Genomic DNA, 18,478 nt, shown 5'->3' with positions numbered 1-18,478 from the left:
GGATCGCGCGGTCCGCGCGTCCCCCGGGGTGCTGTCTGTGCCGCGCAGTTTGTGCGGGGAGCATCGGGCAACACGAAGGGAACGAACCGGCTCGCGAGGAGTGCCGGTTGGGCCGAGAACCCGGAAGGCATCCATGTCCACTGGCCTGATCATTGCGTTGATCGTGATTGTCGCGGTCGTTGTCGCCGTCGCGGCCGTGCTGACCCTGCGGAACCGTGGCTCGCGGCACGGTATGAGCCTGAAGCGGCGCTTCGGGCCCGAGTACGACCGTGCCGTCGCCCGGCACGACGGGGACACCAAGGCCGCCGAGCGGGAACTCGCCGAGCGCGTGGAGCGCCACGGCGACCTGCGTGTACGGCCGTTGGAGTCCGCCGAGCGCGAGCGCTTCGAGGCGCGCTGGACGGCCGCCCAGGAGCGGTTCGTCGAGTCCCCGCGCGACGCCGTCGCCGAGGCGGACCGGCTGATCGCCGAACTCGCGGGCGTCCGCGGCTTCCCCGGCGACGGGCACTACGAGGAGCAGCTCTCCGCGCTGTCCGTGCACCACGCCCACCACGTCGAGGGCTACCGGCGCGTGCACCGCGTCGCCCAGGCGCGCGCGAACGGCGCGCAGGACGGCGGCGCGGGCACCGAGGAGATGCGCGAGGCCATGGTCGAGGCCCGCGCCCTGTTCGACGAACTGGTGCGTCCGTCCCGGCACGAGGACGGACGCCCTCACGGCGGACGCCACAGCGGCAAGGCCGACCACGCGGCCCCGGCCGCCCGGCGCGGCCACCACACACCGTCCCTGCTCCACCGGCGCCAGGCGAAGGAGAGCTGAACGAGATGACCGACGTGACCCGACGCCCCGGAGGCACTCCCCTCAACGAGGGCACCCCGCTCGACCAGGGCACACCGCGCACCGGCCGCGGCGCCGACGGCACCCCGGCTCCCCGGCCCGGTGACACCGAGCCGACCGGCATCGGCCGGGACGGGACGCACACGACAGGGGCCGACAAGCCCCCGGCCCCGGCGGCGACCGGCACCCCCGCGCCCACCCCCGCCCACACACCCACCCACGCCCACCACGGCGGCGAGAACGGCTCCGGCACCCACCACCGTCTCCTGCCGCACGACGACACCGACCAGCTCGCCGCGCAGCTGCAGCACGCCGTGGCCGGGTTCGTCGACGCGCCGCGCGAGGCCGTACAGGAGGCCGACGACGTACTGCGGGAGCTGGCCGAGCGCTTCGCGAACGCCGTGGCCGAGCGGCGCCGCACCCTGCGCCGGTCCTGGGAGACCGCGGGCACCGCGGGGCCCGGCGACGGGCAGACCGCCGCGGCGACCGACACCGAGCAACTGCGTCTGGCGCTGCGGGACTACCGCGAACTGGCGGACCGGCTGCTACACGTCTGAGCCGGGACCCGGCCCGCCCGCCGCCCGGCGCTCCCGCCACTGCCGTACGACGTCCTCGACGTCGTACGGCTTCTTTCCCAGCGGGGGGCCGGGCGGCGGCTTGAACATCATCTCGCTGATCCTGGCGTTGATCTCCGTGAGGATCTTCCGGACGATCCGCTCCGAGGGAGCCGCGAGAGCCGCCTCCAGCGCGTCCTCGGCCTCCTTGCGCAGAGCCAGCGTCGGCGGCAGCACCGAGAAGCCCTCGCGGGCCATCTTCCGCTTCACCCACCACAGTTCGTCGTAGGTGCTCTCGACCTCGCGGGGCAGCGGCTTGCCCGCACCCGCCAGCTGCTCGAACTCTCCGCGCGCGTCGGCGTCACGGATCTGCTTCCAGATCCACACTGACTGACAAATATCCGCTAGCCTGACACCAGTAGGTACGGCAGGGGGCCGTACCGCTAGGGGAGGGGACAGTCAGTGCGACGGGTCCTGTTCGCAGAGCGAATCTCAGCAGACAAGGGAGAGCGCTCCGAGTCCATCGAGAGTCAGCACGACAAGTTGAGCCGGCGTGCAACAGCAGAGGGTGTCACCGTAGTTGGTACCGCGGTCGACCTGTCTGTGTCCGGCGGTGTGGACCCGTTCCAACGGAAGAGCCTTGGTCCATGGCTGACAGAAGAGAACCTGTCCAAGTGGGACGAACTTTGGGTGTCAACGGCAGACAGGCTGTCCCGAGACCAGAGGCACTTCCTCTCCTTTGTCATGTGGGCCCAAGACCACAACAAGCGCATCCTGGTCATGGATGACCCTGAGTTCAACAAGCAGATGCTTGATGACGATGGACTAGGGCTGTTCATCCTGCACACCAAGGCACTCGGGCCGGCTGCTGAGTTGCGGCGCATCAAGGCCCGGACCAAAGACAGTCACGAACGCCGACGGTTCACCAAACGATGGACAGGGGGCATCCCCCCGTTCGGCTATCGTCCGGTCAAGCGCTATGTCGACGGGAAGACTGCCACCTACTTGGAGCAGGACCCGGACATGGTTCGTGTCCTCCATGACATGCGACGCCAGATCATTGCCGGACAGTCCTACTTTGCCGTGGCCAAGGCACTCAATGCGGCTGGAGAGAACACGGCACGAGACAGGGCCAGGCTGCGCCGTGGCAAGCCTGTGCACCGCCGTGGCTCCGAGGAAGGTGTACCGGAGCAGTGGAGCGGGGTAACCGTCAAGTCTCTCCTCAGTGACCCTGCCCTTCTTGGACACAAGAAGCACAAGGGGGAAGTGCTGTACGACAGTCAGGGACAGCCCGTGCAGGTGGCAGAGCCCATCTTCACTGAGGAGGAGTGGCAGACACTCCAGACTGCACTACAGGCACGGGCCAAGACGACAGAGCGACGGGTCAACGGGACGTCACCTCTGTACGGGGTCGTATTCTGCGGAGAGTGCGGATACAAGTCCGCACAGAAGTCTTCCATCCACAAGCCATCTGGTGTGGAGTACCGCTACTACACCTGTGCAGCATGGCCCAGGGAGGCTCGTTGCCGGGGTATCTCGGTCCGTGCCGATGAAGTGGAGGAGTGGGTAGAGATCTACTTCCTCCAGAGGTACGGACAGGCACGAGTGACCGAGAGGGTATGGGTCTCCGGTTCTGACAGCACCAAGGAACTTGAAGCGATCAAGAGCCGCATCATCAAGTTGCGTGACAACTATGAGGCCGGCGCGTACGACGACGATCCCGAGTCCTACAAGGAGCGTCTCCATGCTCTCAGGGCCCGTAGGGACGAACTAGCCAAGGAACCTGTGGTGGAAGGCCGGTGGGAAGAGCGGGACACCGGACAGACCTTCCTAGAGCTGTGGGGGACTCTGGATCTGGAAGGCCAGAGGAAGCAACTCATCAAGTCCGGATACCGCATTGAGATTGGGCGGAAGACATTCGACGTCTCTCCGCAGCCTGAGACTTGGCCGGAGCGTAAGGCCAGGCTCACCCAACAAGGCCACATCCCCGCCGGGGAATAACCAGCACCACAACCGTTGTTGAACAGGCAGAGGGCGGCAACACGACGCCAATCATGATCACCGCCCTCTGTCTCCTGTGAAGGAGAGAGGTCAGTCTACATGGCTGGACTGTACGTAGACGAGAACGGCGAGAGCATCGGTGAGTGGGAGGAAGGCCGGCTGGAGGGCCGGGAAGAGGTACTGGAGCAGCTTGTCTTCTCCCTGGGGGACTGCGTCCGGGCGGGGGCACTGACACTGACAGCGGCTGTATCGGTCTACGCCACGTCGTCAGAGACAACCGAGGAAGACGCAGCGTCGTACCTCTGTGAGTTCTGGGCAGAGTTGATGGTGGCCAGACTCCAGCACGGCGAACACTGACAACCGAATAAGCACTACCCGTACAGGGGCTCTGTCAACACGGACAGAGCCCTTTGTCATTCCCGAGGAAGGGACAGGAAGTGTCAAGGGCAGAGACAAAAGTAGTAGTGGACATTGCCCATATGGTCTGGCGCGGCGCAATGAAGTATGACGCAGGAATATGGTTCCTCACTCGACACTATGGAATGGAGTGGCAGAGGGCCCGCGGACTAGTGGAGTTCGCTATGTCTGCGTACATGACCAAGGAACTTGAAGACATGCTTATGGTGGCAGGAGAGAAGAATGCAGACTGACATTACCGTAGAAGAGTATGTGGCTCTTGGCATTGACCCGGATAACCCATGGGATCGAATGTTGAGCATTGAGCAGCAGGTGGAACTAACCCGTATCAGGGCCGGGGCGCATCTGGAGAAGTCAGAGCCGGCCGAGCACCCTCAGGGTGCGGAACTCGAAGAGATCATGGCAGAGGTTTATGCCGAGTTGGATCACAAGGAAGAAGAGGCAGAGGGGGCGCCACAGGAAAGCCCAAATGACGATTGGGTGGATATGACCAATCGTCCTAACGAATGGCTTCAAGTTGTCATCGGCACGAATGTCAAAGACAGGGGTGTCCGGGTAGCCGTGGCACTGGCCGGCTTTGGCGGTGGCGGTAACAGGGCTGGTGTGTTTCCCACCATTGAGACTTTGGCTGAGAGAACCAACAAGCCGGAGCGCACTATAAGCCGTGGGCTCGATGACTTGAAGGAAGCAGACCTCATCAGGAAGCAGCACCGGACGTATAACGGCCCGGTGACATATCGGCTAGGGCACACACCGAACACGGCTTGACCACAGGTGGCAAGTTGCTAGTAGCACCACTAGACCAACTTGCCATCCATGGCAGACCAACCTGTCACAGGTGGCAACATAACTTCTTACTTAACTTCCTCTCCTCCTCCTTAAGAGGAGGAGAGTACTAGTAAGAACATGAGTAGTTGGCCAAGGAGTCTTGATGGTTCCTTGGCCACAGTCATTACAAGATCATCTAACCAAGTAGGTCTGTCTTCGATCTTTGGGATCTCAGACAGCCATGGCAGTGAACGAGCATGCGAGAGAACGGAAGACCGAACGGCAGAGAGGTCACAAGATTGTCCCGCGCCCCTCAGAGCCTCTGTATGGCTCTGTACGGGCCTAGGAGAGTCTCCCTGGACTCCTTGCCTAGGGGTATGGCTGTACGGCCCTTAGAAGGCCGTGCAGAGCTTTCCTGGGGCTATGGGTGTCTCTGGCCTCTGTGTCGAGTGGTCCGGCCCTTGTTCCGCTAGGGCCGTGGAAGGCTCTGTGTACCGTTCCAAGCCTCTGTCTGCTGCTCCCTGGTCTCCCCGGTGCTCTGACGGCTCCCTAGGCCGTTCTGTGGCCTCTGGACAGGGCGTGCCGGCCCTGCCTTCTCGGCAGGTGCACGAGCCTCTGACCAGGGAGTATGTAGACGTTATAAGTCCGTAACCGTCGATGACGTCACAAACCTAGGTCGATTGACACCGACATCATAAGTAGAAGGGAAAAGTGAGGGAGTTAGGCCACAGGGCAACAGGCACTCCTTCTCTATCTCCTCTGCTCTCTCAGGTTCGTAGTCTCGTCTCCTCCTCTCCTTGATGCCTTGGCCCGGTTTTCTGGTCTACGGGCATTCCTGGCTCCGGTCTCCTGCGTTTGGTCATGGCGTAGGAGACCGGAGCCTTCTCTTTTGCCTACGTATCCCACAACAACACACATGACCTAGAAGGATGTGATCTGTAATGGCGAAGATCTCCGTATGGGATAGGCGCACTTGGAGCGCCATAAGGGAAGTGCGTGGCGTTACCTATGCCCAACTAGCAGAGGCTTGCGACGTCTACCCGGGTACACCGGAGAAGTGGTTTAACAACAACAAAGGAAACCGGAACCCTGGTCTTAAGTATCAGATCATTATGGCCAAGGTGCTGGGTATCCCGTTGCGCTCTCTGCTCTCTGAGATTACGGACCCCGCCATTAAGGCGGCTATCCGGACCGCTTACAACAACTAGCCGTTAGGACACATGACCAATGAACATGACCACTCCGCTTTATGCCAAGGTTGCTGCCATTGCTGGCCGGCCTCTGGTGCTCCTTGCTGCTCTCCTTATGTCTGCTCCTGCTGAGATCTCCCTTGCCCGTACCGCCGGCTTCAGTGGCGGCACTGAGTATCTGGCTCCGTTCGTCCTGTCTCTCTACGCCGTATGCGCTGCTGTCATTGCTGCCACTCGACAGAAGGGCGTCAGAGGACGAACCAGCGCCATTATCGGCGCTGCTGTCGCACTCGGGTTTGCTCTGTCTGCACAGTGCATCGCTCATCTAATTGCAGCCGGCTACGTCACCTCAGGGCCATGGTTGGTTGCTGCTGTTTCCTCGGTCCCGAGTATCGCCGCGGCTCACCTTCTCCACCTTGCCGTGACACCCAAGACTCCTACAGTCGGTGTCACTTCCTCGGATAAGGGACAGGGAGCCACAGGTAAGCCCGAGAAGGCCGAGGAAGAGACCAAGGATATTGCTCCTACTGCGCCACGTAAGAAGGGCGCACAGGGCCGTTCACGTCCTTCTCTCCAAGCTATCCGGGATGTGGCAGACACCCTTGACAAGACTGGACAGAAGGTCACTGCCAAGGCTCTTGCTACTGCCTTCAAGGTCTCGGAACGTACCGGGGCCCGTTACCTCTCACAGCTCACTGCCTGACAAGGAGATACGCCATGGATGACAAGACAACGGAACGCCAGGCCAATGCAGAGCTTAACGAAATGACACCCCATGAGATTTATGAGGCTGTCAAGGCTGGACACTTCATTGTCAGGGGTGAGGAGTAATGGAGCCTCTGTCTATTGCAGGCTATGCACTGCTCCTTGTTGCCATTCTGGTGAATAGGTATCTGACTTCGAGTGACCGACATGACTACACGATTTACCGTTAGGGGACTACATGACTAACACTGTATTTGTAACGCCTATGCCGGCGGGGTACAGCTTCACCGCGGGCACCAAGAAGGCTATTGCTGTCAGAGATAAGGCATTCAAGGCCCTACAGGATTGCCAGCTTGACAATGCCGACTATGCCACTATCCCCACTCCTCAGGGCCCTAGGGTCCCTGCCCTGGTCAACGCAGAGGCAGAGCTTAGGCGACTGGATATGGAGGCTGTCAGGAATGGCAAGCCTCTGACCAATAGGGATGACTTCCTGGCCCCTCATAAGGCCAAGGCAGAGGAATACACCCGGACCATTGCTGCGCTCCGTTCTGCCTATGACCAAGCATTCAAGGAGGCAGAGGAAGCCATCATTGATGAGATGCCTTCCCTTGCCAGGAGGGCTCTTGAGGAGTGCACCAAGGTACATGGGGAGTATGTCGCAGCCATTGAGGCTGCGGAGAATGCAAAGGCCCGTATGTCTGCTGCGACTAGTCGTCTGGTGTGGGCAGTCTCAGACAGTCAGATGAACCGTTCCGCGGGTACAGGGTGGGCAGACTTCTCCGATGCTGAGGCGTTTGAGGTAACCGCAGATGGCCGGCTGACTCGCCGTGCCGCACAGTCCCTTGGTCTGGAGTCATACCAGGGTGGTTCTGTTGTGGTGTATGACGAACTTGTTGACTGGAATGGTGCTGCGCCCGAGCATCCGCGTTCTGAGGAAGTAGCCACGGCAATTGGCAATAGTCCTATGGACGACGTGAGGGCAGAGGCTGTCTACGATATTGCCCGGCTTTCTCCGGAAGACTACTCCCGCCATTTCGACTGACAGAATTCCCCGAATATCGGGGCCTAGGTAATGATCATCCCGGGGTCTCTGGCAATTATGCTAGGGGTCCCGGGTTTTTGTGTATCCGGATGTCGTTTTGTATCATCTGTGGAAAGTTCAAAACTCGTACACGATGACGGGACGGCACTCCCGGCGGGTTCGCTTGATGTATTCACAGGCATTACCCCGGGGTATGTGCACGGGGATAAAGCGTGACAGCACCACAATGCCGGCTCGTTATTGATGCGTGCCCTGTGAATGCTCTGCCACGAACGAGCCACGGCCAGACCAAGTGATGATCAGACCCTCTGCCCTGAGGGCTGCAAACGCCCTCTGGACAGTGGAGGCAGCGACGTCGAACTCACTCGCCACGGCAAGCACAGCCGGCATGCGTGACCCTGAGGGGTACGTGCCATCGGTGATCCGAGTCCTCAGGATGCTCACAAGCTGCGGGTAGACAGGCTGCGTCCGGTCGATCATGGGTCAAGCGTGCGACCGTTCGGGGATACACGCATCCGAGGATTCGACCTTACGAGTATTCGAGGATACGAGTAGGCTGGTCTTCCTCCGGTAGCCACTGGAGACACAGAACGGCCCCGGGCAGAGGGACTAGCTCTGACACCGGGGCCTTGCCCCTATGGAGGTAGGGACTATGGGCATGATCCCATCGAACGGACAGGCAGACCCGGGGAAGACTGTCATCTGTGAGACAGGGGGAAGGATCGAGCAGCTTCTACAGGGAGCACTCCTAGTTCCCCGTACCTCTGAGGCCAGGGACATGGAGGCTTGGGAGGAGTCCGTGTTGGCTGTGGCCAGGATGGATGTCGTCCGGGCCCTGTCTGTGGCAGAGGACAGGGAGGTGACCAGAGCAGAACTCACCGTGGCTCTGTTCTTCCTGGCACAGTCGGCCCGTGCTGCGGTACGTGTCGCAGAGCATCGGATGGAGGCTGCGGAGTAGCCGGCTCTGCCCCCTGACACTGGCCCCCTGGTCTCGATGGCCAGGGGGCTCACTCATGTCCAGATCTACGGACAGTCATCCTTGCTGGTCACAGACGATGTTTGTGGAAACCTCTGGATCTGCTTGTCGACCCAGCTCTCGAAGTCGACGCCGGGTGGCTTTCGCTCGGTCATGAGTCCATTGTGCCGGACGCCACCGTGCCGGGCGTTTTATCATTCGGCGGCGGCGGGCCGACCCGGGCCCGTCGTGCACGGCCGTCGCGGTCGCCGCCGGGCCCTCCTCGGCCCGCAGGACGTCTCAGGAGGAGCACAGGTGCTCGAACTCACCATGGCCGCGGTGTCCGCGGCGGAAGCGGGTGCCACGGCCGGCATGCTCATGGCCGACGCGCCCAGCGAGCCGGGCGCCCTGCTGCGGGTGGGCCGGGACCGGTCGCTGTGCCGGCTCTCGACGCCGGACGACTGGCTGTTCGTCTCGCGCGTCCACCTGGAGTTCTCCTGCGCGCAGGACGGGACCTGGCAGCTCACCTGGCTGCGCGGTTCGCTGCCGGAGCCGTCCTCCGAAGTGCGGCTGACCATCGGGGAGTACGCCCAGCCGGTCGCCTACGGCGGCTCCGTCGTGCTGCCCCGGGGCGGCAGCGGCGAGGTCGTCATCCAGGACCGCACCGCCCCGCGCAGCGTCAACGTGGGCTTCTACCACGAGATCTAGGGATCCGGGCTCACGCCAGTACCCGTGCCAGGGCGAAACCGTCGTAACCCTTGGTACCGACCGTCTGGATCGCCGTACCCGTCAGCCGGGGGTGACTGCCGATCATGTCGAGGGCGGCGCGGGTGCCCACCACGTCCGGATCGGTGTTGTCCGGATCGGCCACCCGGCCGCCCCGGGCCACGTTGTCCAGCACGATGAGAGCGCCCGCACCGGTCAGCCGGAGCGCCCACTCCACGTAGTGCGGGTTGTTCACCTTGTCGGCGTCGATGAAGACCAGGTCGAACGGGGGCGGGTTCTCGTCGGCCAGCGCGGGCAGCGAGTCCAGTGCCGCGCCGACCCGCACCTCGACCTGTGCGTCGAGTCCCGCGCGGGCGATGTTGCGGACGGCGACCTCGGCGTGCCGTGGGTCGTACTCCAGGGAGATCAGCCGCCCGTCGGCCGGGAGGGCGCGGCCCAGCCAGATGGTGCTGTAGCCGCCGAGCGTGCCGATCTCCAGGATGGTGCGGGCGCCCTGCACCTGGGCGAGGAGCTGGAGCAGCTTGCCCGCCACGGGTGAGACGGAGATCGGCGGGAGGCCGGCGGCGTCGCTGTCGCGCAGGGCGGCCGTCAGCGCCTCGTCGGGGGCGTCGGTCAGGAGGCGGTCGGCGAAGTAGCCGTCCACCGTGTGCCAGAGCTGCGTCTCGCTCATCCACCTGTGCCTTCCGTGCGGCTGCTTAGTCTTTCTAACTAAGTGCGCTGCCGAAGATACGTCGCCCGCACCGCCCCCGTCAGGCCTTCTCCCGGCGTGTCCCGGGTCGCAGCGACGGCGGAGAGCCCGGCAGCGGGAGTCTCGCCGACTCGGCCGTCCGCCCCACCGCGGACCCGCCGATCACGGCCGGGTGAAGCGGACCAGGAGGTGCGGGGGCGCGGGACCGTCACCGGATGCCCCGGGCACCCACCCGTTGTGATGCTTCTCGCGTCACCCGCGGGCAACACGACCGGGTACGGACTATCGTCATCCGGACAAAAGTGAGCGGGCCGTCAGGTGAAGCCGCGGTTTCCTGCGTCCTGTCCAGGGGTGCCGCGGGCCACGTGGGGAGCGCGGAGCGGATCCCCGCGCACGGGACGCGCGGGGCGAAACGGGGCGGGAGGCCGACGAGGCGTGGTGGACGCGGAGCATGGTGGGCGACCGGCGGAGACACCCGGGGCGACGGCCGTCGACGGCACCCGGGCACGGCTGCGCGCGGTGCGCCTGGGCCTGTGGCTGCTCGCCGCCGTCCTCGCCGTACGCCAGGTCGCCGCCGTCCTCACCACGCCCAGCGGGGAACGCCTGACGGACCTCGGGACCTGGGTGGGCGCCGAAGGCGTCCTGCACGTCAGCGGCTCCCTCTACGACTCGACCCGGTTCACCGGCACCCCCTTGGCCGGGCTCGTCCTCAGACCCCTCACCCGCACCGCCGAACAGGCCCTCGGCTGGGGCTGGACCTTCGGCACGCTGCTGCTGGTGGCCGCCCTCGGCCTGATCGCCGCCCGCGCGCTGCCCCAGCCGGTCGGCCGCCGCACCGCTGTCCTCGCCGCGCCCGTCGCCATCAGCCTGCTCATGCTGTCCCTGCCGGTGCGCAACACCCTCTGGCTGGGCCAGACCAGCATCATCCCGGTCCTGCTCGTCCTGCTGGGCTGCTTCGTCGCCCACGGTCAGCGCACCAGCGGCGCCCTCATCGGCGTCGCGGCGGCCCTCCAGCCGACCCTGCTCCTCTTCGCCCCGCTGCTGTGGTTCACCGGCCGCCGCCGGGCCGCGACCGCCACCGCCGTCACCTTCGCCGGCGTCACCGCGCTCGCCTGGGCCGCGATGCCCCAGGACTCCGCCACCTACTGGGTGCACCACCTGGCGGGCGTCGGCCTCGGCGGCCCCGCCGACGCCCTCGCCAACCAGTCCCTGCACGGCGCCCTGCTCCGCCTCGGCCTCGAAGGGCCCCTGGAGATCGCCGTCTTCCTGCTGCTCGGCGCCGCCGTGGCGGTCCTCGCCCTGCGCCGCGCCGTGCACTACGCGCACGACGGCCAGCTGCTCCTCGCGGTCGCCGTCACCGGCTGCGCCGCCATCGTCGTCGCCCCGACCGCGTGGCAGCACCAGCTGTTATGGGTGCTGCTCACCGCCGTCGGCCGGGTCGGCAAACGCGCCCGTGACCGGATGGTGTGGCCCGTCGCCGTCGTCCTGGTCATGACGCTGCCGGCGACGATGATGCTGCCGAACATGGAGTTCCTGTTCCCGGTGCGGGACAACGTCGTGCTCCTCGCCGCCCTGGCCGCCGCCACCGCCGTCCCCTTCCTCTCCCGCGCCTCCCGCCCCTTCCGCACCCCCGTCCCCACTCCCTGCGCCCCGCCCGTCCCGGCGCGCCCGAAGTTCGTCCCCCTGCTGCCGTTCCTGCGCCGGGTGCTCATCCGGCCGAACCTCCTGCTGGAAATGCTCCTGATCCGCGTCACCTACGCCGCGTACGCCCAGGTCCGGCTCGCCGCGACCGGCGGCAGCAACTCGGCGGGCCGCGCCCGCGCGGAGGAACACGGACAGCAGATCCTCGACCTCGAGCGTCTGCTCCACATGGACATCGAGTACGCCGTCAACCACGCCGTGGTGAGGATCGGCTGGCTGCGGGACTTCTTCGACTTCTACTACACCTCGTTCCACTTCATCGTCCCGCTGACCGTGCTGGGCCTGCTGTACTGGCGCCGCCCCGTCGACTACCGCTGGGCGCGCTCGGCCCTCGGCTTCACCACGCTCCTCGCCCTGGTCGGTTTCTGGCTCTACCCGCTCGCCCCGCCCCGCCTCATGCCGGACCTCGGCATCATCGACACGGTGCACGGCGTCCAGGACTTCTCCGAGCCCGACTACGGCACCCTCACTCACCTCACCAACCAGTACGCGGCGATGCCGTCGCTGCACTTCGGCTGGTCCCTGTGGTGCGGTGTGGTCATCGCGATCATCGCGCCGAAGCTCTGGACGAAGGTCCTGGGTCTCCTCCACCCGCTCCTCACGGCCGCCGCGATCGTCGCCACCGGCAACCACTGGATCCTGGACGCGGCCGGCGGCGCGCTGGTCGTCGGCGCCGGCTTCGGCCTGACGTATCTCCTCCAGGGCCCTCGCGCCGCCACGGCGGTGGTGGCGGCCACCGACTTCAGCAGCGCGCCGCCGGCGCCGGCGAAGGACCGTGCTCCGAGCTGACCCGGTGCCCTCGCGCCGGCTCAGGAGCGGTGTCAGTGCGCTGACGTAGTCTTCCGGCCACCGCACACCGACCGTGAGGAACGAAGGACTTGACCGGCCTGTCTGCTTTTCCGCTGCCCTTTCACACCGCCCGTTCCCTGCCGACCGCGACCCCGCGGACGCTGCGGGAACTCGACATGATGCGGTGCAGCGCGCACATACGGGCCAAGCCCGGGTGGTCCGACAAGAGGAACGACGCGGACGTCGTCGCCCGGTGGACGCGGGAAGCGGTCGATCAGGGTCTCACCGAAGCGCAGGTCCGCTATGTGCTCGCCGAACTCGGGCACTACGCCGCGCTGCGGGACGGGCGGACCGGCGCCGAGGTGTCCGCCGTCGACGGGGTGTGGCAGTCGGACACACTGATCGACGACAAGCTCGCCACCCGGTTGCGTGAGGCGGTCCGGGTCCTGGAGCAGGTCCCCGAAGCGGAGAAGGACTGGCATCCCGGATCCGACGGCCAGGTGCTGGACCTGGTGCACCCCTCGCTCTTCTGCCTGGTGAGAGAGGTGAGCGGTGGACCCGAGCCGGCCTGGCGGAACCCGACGAACGCCTACGCGCGCTACGAGTTCTCGGAGACGTTCCAGTGGCTGCCCACGGACGTCGACGTGAGTGACGACGGCGAGGTCTCCTTCCGCTCGTACGTCAACAACGTCCACCCCGAAGACCATCGCGAACTGGCCTCCGTGCTGCCGGACGTGTTCGCGCGTTTCCGCCCGCTGCTGGAGAACGTGCTCACCGATCTGCGCCATCCGCGCCCCCTGCGGATCGACGCCGATGCCTACGGGTGGTACGACTCGGAGCCGGAGTACCCGAGCAGGTCCTCGTACCCGGACGACGCGGCCTACGAGGAAGCCCGGAGCGCCTGGCTGAAGGCCTATGACGTCTGGTACGAGAACCGGCGCCCGGCCGTCCCGGACGCCCCGGCGTTCACCCCGCCCCAGGTGCCCGACGCCTCCGGCCGGGTCGACCTGCGAGGCCGTCGTCTGCAGGTCATCGTCAAGCTCGCCACCGTCTGCCTCACCCCGGACAAGCCCGGGTACCCGGGCGGTTCCTGGCACGTCGAGGGGATGCTGAACGAACGGATCGTCTCGACCGGCATCTACTACTACGACAGCGAGAACATCACCGAGAGCCTGCTGAGTTTCCGGACGGCACTCGACGACCCGGACTACGAACAGAACGACGACGGCGGCGTACGTGAGGTCTACGGCCTGGAGAACGAGGGCGCGCTGAACCAGCTGCTGGGATCGGCGCCGACCCCGGCGGGCCGCTGTCTGGCGTTCCCGAACGTGCTGCAGCACCGGGTCGGCTCGTTCCGCCTCGAGGACCCCACCCGGCCCGGGTATCGCAAGATCCTCGCGTTCTTCCTGGTCGACCCGTCCGAGACGATCGTCTCGACCTCCGACGTGCCCCCGCAGCAACCGTGGTCCGACACCTCGACCATGACGCTCGAGGAGGCCAAGGAGTATCGCGAACAGCTCATGCGGGAACGCAAGTTCTTCGTCGACGAACACAACGAGCAGCTCTACGAACGCGAGTTCTCCCTCTGTGAGCACTGAAGGAGCCGTCCGCCCCGGGCGGTGGGCCCGGGGCGGACGGTGACGGGGCGACGAAGGCGGCGGCCCCGGGGATCAGGGGGCCGCCGCCTTCGGTACGGGGGGTGTCCGGCGTGGATCAGTACCAGTTGTTGGCCTGCCAGAAGGACCAGGCGTCGCAGGCGCTGCCGTAGCGGTCCTTCATGTAGTCCAGGCCCCACTTGATCTGGGTGGCGGGGTTGGTCTTCCAGTCGGAGCCGGCCGAGGCCATCTTGGAGGCGGGCAGGGCCTGGACCAGGCCGTAGGCGCCGCTGGAGGCGTTGGTGGCGGTGGGGTTCCAGCCGCTCTCGTGCTGGACGATCTTCGAGAAGCACTGGAACTCGGCCGAGTTGCCGATCATCTTCTGCGCCGTCGCCTGGGCCGAGGACGCGCTCGTGGTCGCGGCCTGGGCGGGCGCTGCGGCGATCAGGGTGCCGCAGGTGGAGGCGACCAGGGCGGCACCGGCGAGGGTCTTCTTCGGGGCGGAGACGGTGCGGAGGAAGGAAGCGGCGGACACAGGCGGCCTTTCGGTCGGAAGCGGGGGAGTCGCGCTACGCCGTGCCGGATGCCGCGGTGTGCGGCGGGGGCATGCGTCGGCGCCGCGACCCCGGTGGGGGTGTCGGCGCCTGGCGACGGCTCCACAGAAGCAAATCCGGGCATTGCCCGCAAAGACCCCTTTTACTACCGAAGGTCGGGGGACGGTCGGTTCGAGGGGCGGGGTTCCGTCCACGGCACGGGTGGCCGCTACGGTGCCGGGTCGTATGTGACGCGGGTCATGTGGGGTGCTTCACCGTCTCGTGCACGGTGTGCTTCCGGGGGGTTACTCGGTGGTGCTCCCGAAGGTGACCGGGGTCTCGAAGGCGGCCCTGCGGGTGGCCCGGCGCAGGGCCTTGAGGAGGGTGGCGCCCACGGTGAGGGTCAGGACGACGGTGACCAGGGCGCGGCCCAGGTCCCAGCCGAGGGACGTCGCCAGGCAGTAGGCGACGAAGCGGGCCAGGTTGGTGGCGAGCGGCGCGTCGGGGGAGAAGGAGATGTTCGAGGCGAGCGCCGACATGAACGGCCAGCCCGCCATGTTCATCACCGTGCCGTAGGCGAAGGCCGCCAGGAAGCCGTACCCGGCGAGCATCCAGACCTCCGCCCGGCCGCGCAGCCGGTCGGGGCCCGGGAGGAAGCCCGCGCCCATCGTGAACCAGCCCATCGCCAGCATCTGGAACGGCAGCCAGGGGCCCACACCGCCGGTGAGCAGCGCGGAGGCGAACATCGTCACCGAGCCGAGGACGAAGCCGAAGCCGGGGCCGAGGACCCGGCCGCTGAGGACCATGAGGAAGAACATGGGTTCCAGGCCGGCCGTGCCCGCGCCGATGGGGCGCAGGGCGGCGCCCGCCGCGGCGAGGACGCCCAGCATCGCCACCGCCTTCGGACCGAGGCCCGACTCCGAGATGGTCGCCGCCACGACCGCGACCAGCAGGACCAGCAGGCCCGCGAAGAGCCACGGCGCGTCCCTCGCGTGGGCGTTCACGGCGGAGGCGGGCGGGGCGAGGAAGGGCCAGCCGAAACCGGCCACGCCCACCGCGCTGACCAGGGCGAGGGACAGCCAGGAGCGGGGGCCCAGGCGGATGGCCCGGGCCTGACGGTCCGGCCGGTGAGTCGTGGTGGTCGGCGGCGTCATCGGCTCAGCGCCTCTCGGACCTGGGAGACCGTGAGCCAGGCCTGGGGGGCCAGGATCTTCGCCACCTGCGGGGCGAAGGACGGGGACGCCACGACCACCTCGGCCGACGGCCCGTCCGCGATCACCTCGCCCTCGGCGAGCAGGACGACCCGGTGGGCGAGCTCCGCCGCCAGCTCCACGTCGTGCGTGGCCATCACGATGGCGTGGCCCTCGGCGGCCAGCTCCCGCAGGATCGTGACCAGGCGGGCCTTCGCCGCGTAGTCCAGGCCCCGGGTCGGCTCGTCGAGGAGCAGGAGGGGCGGGCGGGCGGTGAGGACGACCGCGAGGGCCAGGGTGAGGCGCTGGCCCTCGGAGAGGTCGCGGGGGTGGATGTCGTCGGCCATGGAGGGGAGGAGCCGCGTGAGCAGGGCACGGCAGGTGCCGGGGTCCGCCTCCGCGTCCCGGTCGGCGGCCGTGCACTCCGCCGCGACCGTGTCCGCGTAGAGGAGGTCGCGGGGCTCCTGGGGGACCAGGCCGACCCGGCGGACCAGGTCGCGGGGGCGGGTGCGGTGCGGGACCGCGCCGCCGGTGCGGACCGAGCCCGAGGAGGGGGCCACGAGGCCCACCAGCGCGCCGAGCAGCGTCGACTTCCCGGCTCCGTTGCGGCCCATCAGGGCGATCGTCTCACCGGGGGTGACCGTCAGGCCGACCTCGCGCAGCGCCTGCACGCCGTCGCGGCGCACCGAGAGGGCGCGGACCTCGGCCACCGGGGCGGTGGTGTCGCCGGCCTTCCCGCGTGTGAAGCGGCGCTTCCCGGCGGGGGCGGGCGTGGGTGCGGGGCGGGCCCGGTCCGGTTCCTGGCCGGCCAGGCGGTCGCGCAGCGCTCCCGCCCGGCGGCGGGCGTCGCGGACCGTCAGGGGGAGGGGGGACCAGTCGGCCAGGCGGCCCAGGGCGACCACCGGCGGGTGGACGGGGGAGACCGCCATCACCTCCGGCGGGGTGCCGAGCCACGGGCGCTCACCGGGGCCCGGCAGCAGGGCCACCTGGTCGGCGTACTGGATGACGCGTTCCAGCCGGTGCTCGGCCATGAGGACCGTGGTGCCCAGGTCGTGGACCAGGCGCTGGAGGACGGCCAGGACCTCCTCGGCCGCCGCCGGGTCCAGTGCGGACGTCGGCTCGTCCAGGACCAGGACCCGGGGGTGGGGAGTGAGGACGGAGCCGATGGCGACGCGCTGCCGCTGACCGCCGGAGAGGGTGGCGATGGGACGGTCGCGCAGGTCGGCCAGGCCCAGCAGGTCCAGGGTCTCCTCGACCCTGCGGCGCATCACCGCCGGGGCGAGGCCCAGCGACTCCATGCCGTAGGCGAGTTCGTCCTCCACCGTGTCCGTCACGAAGTGGGAGAGCGGGTCCTGGCCCACCGTGCCCACGACGTCCGCGAGTTCGCGGGGCTTGTGGGTGCGGGTGTCGCGGCCGGCGACCGTGACCCTGCCGTGCAGGGTGCCGCCGGTGAAGTGCGGGACCAGGCCGCTCACCGCGCCCAGCACGGTCGACTTGCCGACGCCGGACGGGCCGACGAGGAGCACCAGTTCGCCTTCGGGCACCTCGAAGTCGACTCCGTGGACGGCGGGTTCGGCTGACCCGTCGTAGGTCACCGACACGTTCTCGAAGCGGATCACGTCGTCGGCTCCTTGCGGGGGTGCGGCGCCTCGGGGGCGGGGGTGATGAAGGCGGGGAGCAGGCCGATCAGGACGGCCGCCGCCGGCCACAGGGGGAGGGTGGGCGCGACGAGCGGTACCACGCCGGGGTTCAGGGCCGCCGGGTCGCGGGAGGCGGCGAGCGTGAGGAGCGCGGCCACCGCGACTCCGGACGCGGTGACCAGCCAGGCCCGGGTGTCCCAGGCGTCCGGGCGGTAGCGGGTGCGCAGGGTGCGGCGGCCGCCGAGCCAGAGCCCCGCGAGGGCGGCCGCCAGTCCGGCGAGGAGGACGGGGACGCCGTAGCTGCCGCCCGCGGCGGTGAGGAGCCCGTACGTTCCCGCGCAGACGCCGAGCAGACCGCCGAGGGTGAGGGCGGCCGTGGTGCGGCGTACGGCGGGCGGGACGGCGGCGCTGCGGCCGTAACCGCGCGCGTCCATCGCCGCGGCGAGGGCGACCGAGCGCTCCAACGCGCCCTCCAGGACCGGCAGTCCCACCTGGAGGAGACCCCGTACGCCCTTGTCGGGACGGCCGCGCAGGCGGCGGGCGGCGCGCAGGCGGCGCACGTCGGCGATGAGGTGGGGGGCGAAGGTCAGCGCCACGACGACCGCGACGCCCATCTCGTACAGGGCGCCCGGGAGGGACTTCAGCAGGCGGGAGGGGTTGGCGAGGGCGTTCGCGGCGCCCACGCAGATCAGGAGGGTGGCCAGCCGGAGGGCGTCGTAGAGGGCGAAGGTGAGGGCCTCCGCGGTGACCCTGCCGCCGAGGCGGATGCCCTGGGCCCAGTCGGGCAGGGGCACTTCGGGCAGGGTGAACAGGGTGTGCGCGCCGGGGACGGGGGAGCCGAGGACCACCGCGAAGGCGAGGCGGATGAGGATGACCGCCACGGCGAGCTTGACGAAGGCGCCGTAGGAGCGGGACCAGGGGGTGTGGGGGCGGCGGGTCGCCACGACGTAGGCGGACGCGGCGATGAGGAGGGTGAGCAGGAGGGGGTTGGTGGTGCGGGTCGCGGCGGTGCCGAGAGCCAGCGCCCAGAGCCACCAGGCGCCGGGGTGCAGGGCCGCGGGGGGCCGCCGGGGGCGGGCGGGGACGGGCTGCCCGGCCGGCGTCCCCCGCATCCCGCTCTCGGCCGTGTCCGGGCGGGGAAACGCC

19 protein-coding genes are annotated in these 18,478 nt (G+C 67.6%); 12 read left to right on the top strand and 7 right to left on the bottom strand.

Annotation, left to right across the window (positions count from 1 at the left end):
- Window positions 1-133: 133 nt before the first annotated feature.
- Both ACZ6A9_RS07185 and ACZ6A9_RS07180 read left to right on the top strand, forming a co-directional pair.
- Complete coding sequence (locus ACZ6A9_RS07185; RefSeq protein WP_468979965.1) at window positions 134-817, top strand: hypothetical protein; 684 nt, start codon at window positions 134-136, stop codon at window positions 815-817.
- A 5-nt stretch (window positions 818-822) separates the two neighbouring features.
- Entirely contained in the window at window positions 823-1,392 is a 570-nt protein-coding gene (locus ACZ6A9_RS07180; protein WP_468979960.1) for a hypothetical protein, read from the top strand.
- On the opposite strand, the gene ACZ6A9_RS07175 is transcribed toward ACZ6A9_RS07180, so the two are convergent.
- A complete protein-coding gene (locus ACZ6A9_RS07175; protein WP_468979956.1) occupies window positions 1,381-1,776 on the bottom strand; it encodes a DnaJ family domain-containing protein in 396 nt (131 codons plus the stop codon). The two genes, ACZ6A9_RS07180 and ACZ6A9_RS07175, sit on opposite strands and share 12 nt — an antisense overlap.
- A gap of 75 nt (window positions 1,777-1,851) precedes the next feature.
- Here ACZ6A9_RS07175 and ACZ6A9_RS07170 point away from each other — a divergent pair, with 75 nt between their 5' ends.
- The 6 genes from ACZ6A9_RS07170 (at window position 1,852) to ACZ6A9_RS07145 (ending at window position 7,515) form a co-directional block, all read left to right on the top strand.
- Window positions 1,852-3,390, top strand: coding sequence for a recombinase family protein (locus ACZ6A9_RS07170; protein ID WP_468979953.1), 1,539 nt, complete (start codon window positions 1,852-1,854; stop codon window positions 3,388-3,390).
- A gap of 99 nt (window positions 3,391-3,489) precedes the next feature.
- Complete coding sequence (locus tag ACZ6A9_RS07165; protein ID WP_468979950.1) at window positions 3,490-3,747, top strand: hypothetical protein; 258 nt, start codon at window positions 3,490-3,492, stop codon at window positions 3,745-3,747.
- A 282-nt stretch (window positions 3,748-4,029) separates the two neighbouring features.
- Complete coding sequence (locus ACZ6A9_RS07160) at window positions 4,030-4,575, top strand: helix-turn-helix domain-containing protein (RefSeq protein ID WP_468979945.1); 546 nt, start codon at window positions 4,030-4,032, stop codon at window positions 4,573-4,575.
- A gap of 941 nt (window positions 4,576-5,516) precedes the next feature.
- On the top strand, window positions 5,517-5,783 hold the full coding sequence (locus ACZ6A9_RS07155) for a helix-turn-helix domain-containing protein (protein ID WP_468979940.1): 267 nt from the start codon (window positions 5,517-5,519) through the stop codon (window positions 5,781-5,783).
- 19 nt (window positions 5,784-5,802) lie between these two features.
- Window positions 5,803-6,468 (top strand): hypothetical protein, encoded by a 666-nt coding sequence (locus ACZ6A9_RS07150; RefSeq protein WP_468979934.1) that lies wholly within the window; start codon window positions 5,803-5,805, stop codon window positions 6,466-6,468.
- A gap of 240 nt (window positions 6,469-6,708) precedes the next feature.
- A complete protein-coding gene (locus tag ACZ6A9_RS07145; protein WP_468979929.1) occupies window positions 6,709-7,515 on the top strand; it encodes a hypothetical protein in 807 nt (268 codons plus the stop codon).
- Between the two features lie 237 nt (window positions 7,516-7,752).
- Here ACZ6A9_RS07145 and ACZ6A9_RS07140 read toward each other — a convergent pair whose 3' ends face one another.
- Entirely contained in the window at window positions 7,753-7,995 is a 243-nt protein-coding gene (locus ACZ6A9_RS07140) for a GntR family transcriptional regulator (protein WP_468979922.1), read from the bottom strand.
- Between the two features lie 178 nt (window positions 7,996-8,173).
- Between ACZ6A9_RS07140 and ACZ6A9_RS07135 the strand changes: the two genes are divergently transcribed.
- Both ACZ6A9_RS07135 and ACZ6A9_RS07130 read left to right on the top strand, forming a co-directional pair.
- Window positions 8,174-8,473 (top strand): hypothetical protein, encoded by a 300-nt coding sequence (locus ACZ6A9_RS07135; RefSeq protein ID WP_468979915.1) that lies wholly within the window; start codon window positions 8,174-8,176, stop codon window positions 8,471-8,473.
- 312 nt (window positions 8,474-8,785) lie between these two features.
- Window positions 8,786-9,178 carry a hypothetical protein gene (locus ACZ6A9_RS07130; protein ID WP_468979910.1) on the top strand — a complete coding sequence of 131 codons (393 nt, stop codon included), beginning with the start codon at window positions 8,786-8,788 and terminating at the stop codon, window positions 9,176-9,178.
- Between the two features lie 10 nt (window positions 9,179-9,188).
- On the opposite strand, the gene ACZ6A9_RS07125 is transcribed toward ACZ6A9_RS07130, so the two are convergent.
- Entirely contained in the window at window positions 9,189-9,866 is a 678-nt protein-coding gene (locus ACZ6A9_RS07125; protein WP_468979904.1) for an O-methyltransferase, read from the bottom strand.
- A 453-nt stretch (window positions 9,867-10,319) separates the two neighbouring features.
- Between ACZ6A9_RS07125 and ACZ6A9_RS07120 the strand changes: the two genes are divergently transcribed.
- Window positions 10,320-12,374, top strand: a complete 2,055-nt coding sequence (locus ACZ6A9_RS07120; RefSeq protein WP_468979902.1) for a bifunctional glycosyltransferase 87/phosphatase PAP2 family protein — start codon at window positions 10,320-10,322, stop codon at window positions 12,372-12,374.
- 89 nt (window positions 12,375-12,463) lie between these two features.
- On the top strand, window positions 12,464-13,972 hold the full coding sequence (locus tag ACZ6A9_RS07115) for a DUF4246 domain-containing protein (RefSeq protein ID WP_468979897.1): 1,509 nt from the start codon (window positions 12,464-12,466) through the stop codon (window positions 13,970-13,972).
- A 115-nt stretch (window positions 13,973-14,087) separates the two neighbouring features.
- Here ACZ6A9_RS07115 and ACZ6A9_RS07110 read toward each other — a convergent pair whose 3' ends face one another.
- From ACZ6A9_RS07110 to ACZ6A9_RS07095, 4 genes are all read right to left on the bottom strand, one after another.
- On the bottom strand, window positions 14,088-14,504 hold the full coding sequence (locus ACZ6A9_RS07110; RefSeq protein ID WP_468979895.1) for an aggregation-promoting factor C-terminal-like domain-containing protein: 417 nt from the start codon (window positions 14,502-14,504) through the stop codon (window positions 14,088-14,090).
- A gap of 303 nt (window positions 14,505-14,807) precedes the next feature.
- On the bottom strand, window positions 14,808-15,656 hold the full coding sequence (locus ACZ6A9_RS07105; RefSeq protein WP_468979892.1) for an ECF transporter S component: 849 nt from the start codon (window positions 15,654-15,656) through the stop codon (window positions 14,808-14,810).
- Entirely contained in the window at window positions 15,653-17,311 is a 1,659-nt protein-coding gene (locus ACZ6A9_RS07100; protein ID WP_468979887.1) for an ABC transporter ATP-binding protein, read from the bottom strand. Before ACZ6A9_RS07100 ends, ACZ6A9_RS07105 begins: the two co-directional genes overlap by 4 nt.
- Window positions 17,308-18,444 carry a CbiQ family ECF transporter T component gene (locus ACZ6A9_RS07095; RefSeq protein ID WP_468980696.1) on the bottom strand — a complete coding sequence of 379 codons (1,137 nt, stop codon included), beginning with the start codon at window positions 18,442-18,444 and terminating at the stop codon, window positions 17,308-17,310. Before ACZ6A9_RS07095 ends, ACZ6A9_RS07100 begins: the two co-directional genes overlap by 4 nt.
- Window positions 18,445-18,478: the final 34 nt, after the last annotated feature.

The sequence above is a fragment of the Streptomyces sp. NPDC041124 genome (assembly GCF_055592385.1).
The sequence above is the reverse complement of the archived record's forward strand: the minus strand, read 5'-3'. Positions and strand labels throughout refer to the sequence as shown.

Bases quoted from the DNA above. Each gene is read 5' to 3' on its own strand.
- ACZ6A9_RS07185 (WP_468979965.1), top strand. From the start codon at position 134: ATGTCCACTGGCCTGATCATTGCGTTGATCGTGATTGTCGCGGTCGTT.
- ACZ6A9_RS07180 (WP_468979960.1), top strand. From the start codon at position 823: ATGACCGACGTGACCCGACGCCCCGGAGGCACTCCCCTCAACGAGGGC.
- ACZ6A9_RS07165 (WP_468979950.1), top strand. From the start codon at position 3,490: ATGGCTGGACTGTACGTAGACGAGAACGGCGAGAGCATCGGTGAGTGG.
- ACZ6A9_RS07160 (WP_468979945.1), top strand. From the start codon at position 4,030: ATGCAGACTGACATTACCGTAGAAGAGTATGTGGCTCTTGGCATTGAC.
- ACZ6A9_RS07155 (WP_468979940.1), top strand. From the start codon at position 5,517: ATGGCGAAGATCTCCGTATGGGATAGGCGCACTTGGAGCGCCATAAGG.
- ACZ6A9_RS07150 (WP_468979934.1), top strand. From the start codon at position 5,803: ATGAACATGACCACTCCGCTTTATGCCAAGGTTGCTGCCATTGCTGGC.
- ACZ6A9_RS07145 (WP_468979929.1), top strand. From the start codon at position 6,709: ATGACTAACACTGTATTTGTAACGCCTATGCCGGCGGGGTACAGCTTC.
- ACZ6A9_RS07140 (WP_468979922.1), bottom strand. From the start codon at position 7,995: ATGATCGACCGGACGCAGCCTGTCTACCCGCAGCTTGTGAGCATCCTG.
- ACZ6A9_RS07135 (WP_468979915.1), top strand. From the start codon at position 8,174: ATGATCCCATCGAACGGACAGGCAGACCCGGGGAAGACTGTCATCTGT.
- ACZ6A9_RS07125 (WP_468979904.1), bottom strand. From the start codon at position 9,866: ATGAGCGAGACGCAGCTCTGGCACACGGTGGACGGCTACTTCGCCGAC.
- ACZ6A9_RS07105 (WP_468979892.1), bottom strand. From the start codon at position 15,656: ATGACGCCGCCGACCACCACGACTCACCGGCCGGACCGTCAGGCCCGG.
- ACZ6A9_RS07095 (WP_468980696.1), bottom strand. From the start codon at position 18,444: ATGCGGGGGACGCCGGCCGGGCAGCCCGTCCCCGCCCGCCCCCGGCGG.